Consider the following 1,924-nt stretch of genomic DNA (forward strand, 5'->3'; position numbering starts at 1 on the left):
TGAACCATTCCCTGGGTAGTTCCACAAGTTCAGAATTAGCGTATCACCGCGTAACGGAAGTTATTTCAATCTTTGTTTTANAATGTAAATGGTCATCGCCCTCTGAAATAGCTTAAATTGATCCAAATCAATTTAAGTGCATTTATTTTTCGATGCCACCTATATTTTCAAGCGCTTACCTTCGCCAGCCGCCCGATTAAGACTTTTCCTATACCGCATAATACAACAGAATCAAGCGATATTATCAGATTTTTATTCTAGTTATGTATGGCTGTGTGGTTATTTGTTTTGATTATTCTAACTGATAAAATTCACTTGGTCAGTCAGCAGCGGGCAGGTACTCTGCACCGGCAAGAAGAGGATTTGTCAGGGAGTGGTGGATGACTAAAGGCTATAAACTACTTGGCTATAAGTTAGCGGATAATATTTTCTACTGCCTGCATCATCGGGAAATTATCACGCTGCGCGGGACACGGACGCAAGTCCAGCTACGCAGCACCATGGCCTGTTTACTGGAGTACCTGCTGGCGCACGGCAGAGAACGTCTGGTCAGCGATGAAGAGTTAATGATTAACGTTTGGGAAAAAAATAATCTCCGCCCTTCCGCGCAGCGCCTATGGCAGGTTATTCAGAGCTTAAAGTCTCGCTTACACCAGGCTGGCGTGGAGAGCGCGTTAATCATCCGCGTTAAGTGCGCGGGGTATTATATTAATAACGTTTACGTAGCCGAAATTTATTCATACAAACCGCCGGGGATGATGAATTATATAAACACTTCGCCTGCTGATATGAATAAGCTTCTGGTACGCAGCTAATCCCCTCCCCGCGCCGTTTACATCGCCAGCAACAGGGTTTATTCGTTGAATATTTTAATTCACAGCAATAATATTTATTTTAATATCGGTATCGCCCAGTGTTTTCGGGATATTCAGAAAACAGCGCCCGAATTAAAGGTTATTCACTCCCTGCCCCTCAGCCATCTTCCAGAACTGTCCGGGCTGGATGTGATTATTTTGTCACTGGAAAACTATCATGATTACCTGGCTGCCGCTGAAATCGCTCAGCACTTTCAGGGCCTGGTCATTGGCTTTACGTCAGCCGGCAACGTAAGGCGCGGACGCGCCTTTTTCGCGGATACCCTACTGTGGATCAGCCAGCGCGAAGCGGTACGTGAAGTGAGCCGCCTTCTGCGCTGCCTGGCCGAGCGCCGCTGGCCACTCGTGCCGCGTCACCAACGTCAGAGCGTTTCTTTCCGTCAACGAGCCCCGCTCAACCGCCTGGAGATGCGGATGATTGATGCCACCATGAAGGGTCAGTCGGTTCATCAAATGGCCGCTACGCTGGGGATTAATCGCAAGCGGGTCTATAACGGCCTGGAAAGGATTAAAGAGAATTTCCGCCTGGTCAGTCATAGCCATTTTCATCATTTCATGACCGACAGGCTCTCTTTTAGTCGCCTGTCTGCCGACCTCCGATGCCTGACCACAGCAGCTAATGCAACCCTGCCGCCGCGCGCAGCCTCGCGGCTGGCGGAAAATCGTTCATATTATTTGAAAGAGTTTCGCAAATTGTTTTGATTTTAGGCTCCAGCAATCAAGCGTATTCTTTATCACATCAGGGCAACAGGCCCTTTATCAGACACCAAATTAAGGAATACACCATGAAATTCATCAAAACTTTCGTTGCTGTTGCTGCGCTGTCTCTGTTCTCTGCTGCCAGCTTTGCTCAGAGCGTCAGCGCCACTGCCTCCACGCTGGACCGCGCGGAAGCTAAAATTGCCGCCCAGGCCGCAGAACAGGGTACATCCTATAAAATTACCAGCGCCCAGTTTAACAACCGTGTTCATATGACGGCTGAACTGAGCAAATAAACCCTTGCCCCTAAACGTTTCCTAAAGCGCCGCCTGGACGGCGCTTTAGTTTTT

At 48.3% G+C, this 1,924-nt stretch carries 3 protein-coding genes; all 3 read left to right on the forward strand.

Features of this window, described 5'->3' with window-relative positions:
* Nucleotides 1–380: 380 nt before the first annotated feature.
* The gene (locus VZP09_RS10125; RefSeq protein WP_004143863.1) at nucleotides 381–815 is read left to right on the forward strand and encodes a winged helix-turn-helix domain-containing protein; all 435 of its coding nucleotides are present in this window, start codon (nucleotides 381–383) and stop codon (nucleotides 813–815) included.
* A 45-nt stretch (nucleotides 816–860) separates the two neighbouring features.
* On the forward strand, nucleotides 861–1,577 hold the full coding sequence (locus VZP09_RS10130; RefSeq protein WP_087791542.1) for a hypothetical protein: 717 nt from the start codon (nucleotides 861–863) through the stop codon (nucleotides 1,575–1,577).
* 83 nt (nucleotides 1,578–1,660) lie between these two features.
* Nucleotides 1,661–1,870, forward strand: a complete 210-nt coding sequence (locus tag VZP09_RS10135; RefSeq protein WP_032415068.1) for a YdgH/BhsA/McbA-like domain containing protein — start codon at nucleotides 1,661–1,663, stop codon at nucleotides 1,868–1,870.
* Nucleotides 1,871–1,924: the final 54 nt, after the last annotated feature.

It is taken from the genome of Klebsiella sp. EMBS2024 (assembly GCF_036233805.1).
GTDB lineage: Bacteria > Pseudomonadota > Gammaproteobacteria > Enterobacterales > Enterobacteriaceae > Klebsiella > Klebsiella pneumoniae.

Coding starts and splice junctions, on each gene's coding strand:
- VZP09_RS10125 (WP_004143863.1), top strand. CDS start 381: ATGACTAAAGGCTATAAACTACTTGGCTATAAGTTAGCGGATAATATT.
- VZP09_RS10135 (WP_032415068.1), top strand. CDS start 1,661: ATGAAATTCATCAAAACTTTCGTTGCTGTTGCTGCGCTGTCTCTGTTC.